Below are 5240 nucleotides of genomic sequence, written 5' to 3'. Positions count from 1 at the left end.
GTGCCGAGCCATGCTCGGCAGGGGCTTTACGGGGAAAACCAAACGTCACCGGCAAGGCCCAGCCGAGCATGGCTCGGCTCTACAGGGAAAACCAAACGTCACCGGCAAGGCCCAGCCGAGCATGGCTCGGCTCTACAGGGAAAGCCAAACGTCACCGGTAAGGCCTAGCCGAGCACGGCTCGGCGCTACAGGTTTCTGTCGCCACCTGCAGCAATGCCTTTGCAGCATCCCAGGGCGATAATGGGCGCCTGCCCAATGTCGTCGAGGACTCCATGCGCCCATCCCTGCTGACCGCCCTGCTGCTGGCCTGCGCGCCATTTGCCGCCAGTGCCTCCTGCGTCGACGGCGCGGTCTTCCTCGACAGCAACGGCAACGGCCAGCAGGACGCAGGTGAGAAGCCGCTGGCCGGCATCCGTGTTTCCGACGGCGAACATATCGTCAGCACCGGCAAGGACGGCCGCTACCAGCTGCCAGTCTCCAACCAGCCCAACATCTTCATCATCAAACCGGCCGGTTACAGCGCGGTCAAGCGCGGCGATGGCCTGCCGGACATCTGGCGGCCACAGGCGGGCGAGGGCGACCAGCAGTGCCGGCCGTTCGCGCTGAAGCTGGAGAAAAGCCCACCCAGCAGTTTCCAAGCGCTGTTGCTGGCTGATAGCCAGACCAGCACCGCGTTGGACGTCAGCTACTTCGAGCGCGACATCATCGAGCCGCTGCGTGGCAAGCATCAGGCACGCATGGGCATGACCCTTGGTGATATCACCAATGACGACCCCAGCCTCTACCCCGCGTTGACCAAGGCGGTCACCTCGCTGGGTGTGCCGTGGCTGCACGTGCCAGGTAACCATGACATGGACCTTGGTGCGAGCAGCGATGCTGATTCGTTGGCCAGCTTCCACCGCCAGCTCGGCCCGGACACCTACGCCTGGGAAGAGGCCTCGATGGTATTCATCGGCATGGATGACATCATCGCCCAGCCCGGTCAGAAGCCGGCCTATGTCGGCGGTCTGCGCGAGGATCAGTTCGCCTTCCTCGAGGCCTATCTGCCCACCATTCCCAAGGACAAGCTGGTGGTGCTGGGCTTCCATATCCCGCTGTTCGACCACGTCTACCGCGCCGAAGACCGCGCCCGTCTGTTCAAACTGCTGGAGCAGGTGCCGCATCCGCTGATTGTCAGCGGGCACACCCACAACCAGAGTCAGGTGTTCTGGGGAGCCGCGCAGGGGTGGAACGGTGCCAAGCCACTGCACGAATACAATGTTGGCGCGGCCTGTGGTGCGTTCTGGTCCGGAGTTAAGGACGCGCAAGGCATTCCCGACACCACCATGGCCGACGGTACGCCCAATGGCTACGGCCTGCTCAATGTGCGGCCGCAAGGCCAGTACAGCGTCGAATACCGGGTTGCCCGCGCGCCTGCGGACCAGCAGATCGCTCTGCATGCACCGAAGGTACTGCGGCAGGGTGCGTACCCGGCCTGGGGCATCTACGCCAATGTGTTCATGGGCTACGAAGGTCTGCCGGTGGAGTTCCGTGTCGACGGCGGCGAATGGCAGCCGATGAAGCAGGTCAAGCAGGCCGATCCGCGTTTGTTGGTGGAGAACGTTGCCGACGATCTTGCCAAAGAGCTGCGTGGCTACGACCGCTCGCCCGAAGCCGTGCCGTCCAGCCATTTGTGGCGCGCGGCGTTGCCGACCAAGCTCAGCGAAGGTGAGCATGCGGTGGAAGTGCGCACCACATTGAACGGCGTCGAGTACCGGAGCAACACCAGCTACCGCTTGCAGACCGCAGAGCCCTGACAGCAAGTGCTGTTGTGGGAGCGGCGTAAGCCGCGAAGCGGGGGATGCTTCGCGGCTGTGGATTTCCGCAGCCTGATCATCTACGAGCTTCGCGGTTCACACCGCTCCCACAAGCGGTAGCAGTTCGCCGGATGGCTGGCCGGCTGGTGTTTGTAGGAGCGGCATCAGCCGCGAAGCCGGGGAAGCGGTTGGTTCGGGTATTTTGTAATCTGACAATCTACGAGCTTCGCGGCTGACGCCGCTCCTACAACAAAGCAGGGTGCACGGACGTCATGCGTTGGAAGACAGCAGTGGTCAAACCCACGATTCTCGGCATGGCATTGGCTGCGGTCGGCTGCGGTTTTCCGCTGCCTGGCAGCCAATTCCATGTAGAGCCGATGGACCCGGCACGTCAGCTGATCGGGCAGGTGCAGGGGCAGGGTACGAGCAGCCCGCTGCTTGGGAGTGAGGTGCTGATCGAAGGCATCGTGGTGCGAAACCTGATGGGGGATAGCGACGACATCGGTCAGGAGCTCAAGGAGACGCTGGGCGAAGGCGATCGTGGCACACCCACCATCGGTTGGTTCCTGCAGGACGAGGGCGATGGCAACCCGGTCACTTCCGATGGGGTGTTCGTGCTGGATCAGGGCTATGACACCTCGATCAACATGCCGGCCGAGGCTGAGTTCACCATGCGCATGGGCTCTCGGCTTCGCACCGGCGATCGGGTGGCCGTGCGCGGGACCGTGGTGGAGCTGCCACAGCAGCAGGTGGTTGATCAGCCACGCAGTACTGGGCATCGGATTTCGCGCGGCGACGCGGGCGGGACGGTTACCGCCATCGCGGCGATGTCGCTGACGCTTGTCGGGTCTGATGAGCGCGCTACGGCAATCGTGCCTGTCCCCGTTGCTGGTAACGGTGACGACGAGTCCCGCGAAGGCATGCGCCTTTAAAGTAGCTCTTTGGCCGCGGATGCCAGTCCTCGCTGACCAGCAGGCCGTTGCAAGAAGCGATCAGGGCTGGCCCTCGCTCAGATCACGGGCAAAAAAAAACCTCCCCGTTTCCGGGGAGGCTTTCAACGCTCACGTCTGAAGCATCAAGCTTCCGGCTTGGCGTCACGCAGCTCGCGGCGCAGGATCTTGCCGACGTTGGTCTTGGGCAGTTCCTTGCGGAACTCGACGATGCGCGGGTGCTTGTAGCCGGTCAGGTTGGCGCGGGCGAATTCCTTCACCTGCTCCTCGGTGAGGTTGGGGTCCTTCTTGACGATGACCACCTTCACCACTTCGCCCGACTTCTCGTTGGGTGCACCAACGGCAGCCACTTCCAGGATGCCCGGCATCATCGCCAGCACGTCTTCGATTTCGTTCGGGTAGACGTTGAAGCCGGACACCAGGATCATGTCCTTCTTGCGGTCGACGATATAGAAGAAGCCGTTCTCGTCCATGCGCGCCATGTCGCCGGTATGCAGCCAACCGTCGGCATCCATGACCTTGTCGGTCTCGTCCTGGCGATGCCAGTAGCCCTTCATCACCTGCGGCCCGCGGATGCACAGCTCGCCCACTTCGCCCAATGCCACCATCTGGCCGTCGTCGTTCTTGACGCAGGCTTCGGTGGAGGGGATCGGCAGGCCGATGGCACCGTTGTATTCCTTCAGATCCAGCGGGTTGATACAGGCTGCCGGTGAGGTCTCGGTCAGGCCGTAGGCCTCAACTAAGGTGACGCCGGTAACCTTCTTCCACTTGTCAGCCACGGCGCGCTGCACCGCCATGCCGCCGCCGAGTGCAACCTTGAGGTTGGAGAAGTCGACCTGATCGAAGCCTTCGGTATTGAGCAGGCCGTTGAACAAGGTGTTGACGCCGGTGATGGCAGTGAAACGGTTGTTCTTCAGCTCCTTGACGAAGCCCTTCATGTCACGCGGGTTGGTGATCAGGTAGTTCAGGCCGCCGAGCTTCATGAAGACCAGGCCGTTCGCCGTCAACGCGAAGATGTGGTACAGCGGCAGCGCGGTGATGATTACTTCCTCGCCCGGCTTGACGCCCGAGGCGCTGATCCAGGCCGAGGCCTGCTGCATGTTGGCGATCAGGTTGCGGTGGGTCAGCATCGCGCCCTTGGCCACGCCGGTGGTGCCACCGGTGTACTGCAGGAAGGCGATGTCCTCGTGGTCTACCTCGACCACCGGCATGCTGTGGCGCTTGCCCAGCTTCAGCGCATCCTTGAAGCGGATGGCCTTGGGCAGGTCGTAATCCGGCACCATCTTCTTCACGTACTTCAGCACGAAGTTGACGATGGCGCCCTTGGGGAAGCCGAGCATGTCGCCCAGACCGGTGGTGATGACCTGCTTGACCGGCGTATCGGCGATGACCTGCTGCACGGTCTCGCCGAAGTTGTCGACCACCAGCAGCACGGAGACGCCGGCATCGACCAGCTGGTGCTTGAGCTCGCGCGCGGTGTACAGCGGGTTGACGTTCACCACGGTCAGGCCGGCGCGCAGGATGCCGAAGATGGCGATCGGGTACTGCAGGCAGTTGGGCATCATGATCGCAACGCGATCGCCCTTCTTCAGCTGCAGCTCGCCCAGCAGGTAGGCGGCGAACTGGGTGACCAGTACGTCCGCTTCGCCATAGGTCAGCACCTTGCCGAAGTTGGAGTAAGCCGGGCGATCACGGAACTTGGCGACCGAGGCATTGAAGACATCGGCGACGGAGTGGAATTCGTTGACGTCGATTTCAGCCGGCACACCAGCCGGGTAGCTCTGCAGCCAAGGACGTTCTTGCGTCATCTTCCCCTCCAGGAAATGGAATGATCTAGTGGTCAGGCCCGATCATCGGGCACCGGCGTTATTGTTGCCAGCATACCGTTCCGAATTGAAAAGGCGAAGGGATAGATGATGCGATCAGTCTTCAACTGCATGCTTTGTGCGGTGATCATGCTTTTGCTGGCCGCTTGCGGCCGCGAACCACCGGAGCAGCGGCTACGCGAAAGTTTTGCTGCAATGCAAAAAAATGTAGAGGAAGGCAAGCCCGGTGGCTTCATGGAGGGGGTGTCCGAAGACTTCGTGGGCAACGAAGGGCTGGACCGCGCCGGGATGGAGCGTCTGCTGCGTGGGCAGTTGTTGCTCAATGCCAAGGTGGGTGTGCAGACCGGGCCGTTGCGGGTGGAGATGGGCGAGGGGGGTACTGCGACGGTGCGCTTCACTGTGCTGCTGACGGGTGGCAACCAGGGGCTGCTGCCCGAGCGTGGGCAGATGCAGGAAGTGGTTACTGGTTGGCGCGAGCAGGATGGGGAGTGGCAGGTGTACAGCGCGGATTGGGCGCCGGTGGGTGGGGAAGGCTGAGCTGCTGGCTTGGCAGCGGGTTGAAGGCTTTGGAGCTTTAGCGCGCAAGGGCACCCCTCCCCAGCCCTCCCCTTGGCTGCGCCAAAGGAAGGGAGACAAGCGAGGCTGCTCTTGCCCCCTTCCTTTGGCGC

4 protein-coding genes are annotated in these 5240 nt (G+C 62.7%); 3 read left to right on the top strand and 1 reads right to left on the bottom strand.

The features are described 5' to 3' along the window. Positions 1–272 precede the first annotated feature (272 nt). Together QMX78_RS19925 and QMX78_RS19920 are read left to right on the top strand one after the other, a co-directional pair. Positions 273–1796, top strand: a complete 1524-nt coding sequence (locus QMX78_RS19925) for a calcineurin-like phosphoesterase C-terminal domain-containing protein (RefSeq protein WP_282272890.1) — start codon at positions 273–275, stop codon at positions 1794–1796. A gap of 272 nt (positions 1797–2068) precedes the next feature. Then, positions 2069–2728, top strand: coding sequence for a hypothetical protein (locus QMX78_RS19920; protein ID WP_282272888.1), 660 nt, complete (start codon positions 2069–2071; stop codon positions 2726–2728). 143 nt (positions 2729–2871) lie between these two features. Here QMX78_RS19920 and QMX78_RS19915 read toward each other — a convergent pair whose 3' ends face one another. Next, entirely contained in the window at positions 2872–4554 is a 1683-nt protein-coding gene (locus QMX78_RS19915) for a long-chain fatty acid--CoA ligase (protein ID WP_282272886.1), read from the bottom strand. A 213-nt stretch (positions 4555–4767) separates the two neighbouring features. Between QMX78_RS19915 and QMX78_RS19910 the strand changes: the two genes are divergently transcribed. Beyond that, the gene (locus QMX78_RS19910; RefSeq protein WP_282272884.1) at positions 4768–5109 is read left to right on the top strand and encodes a hypothetical protein; all 342 of its coding nucleotides are present in this window, start codon (positions 4768–4770) and stop codon (positions 5107–5109) included. Positions 5110–5240 lie beyond the last annotated feature (131 nt).

Source organism: Stenotrophomonas sp. PS02298 (assembly GCF_029959445.1).
GTDB lineage: Bacteria > Pseudomonadota > Gammaproteobacteria > Xanthomonadales > Xanthomonadaceae > Stenotrophomonas.
This window is presented reverse-complemented; position numbering and strand designations above follow the sequence as displayed.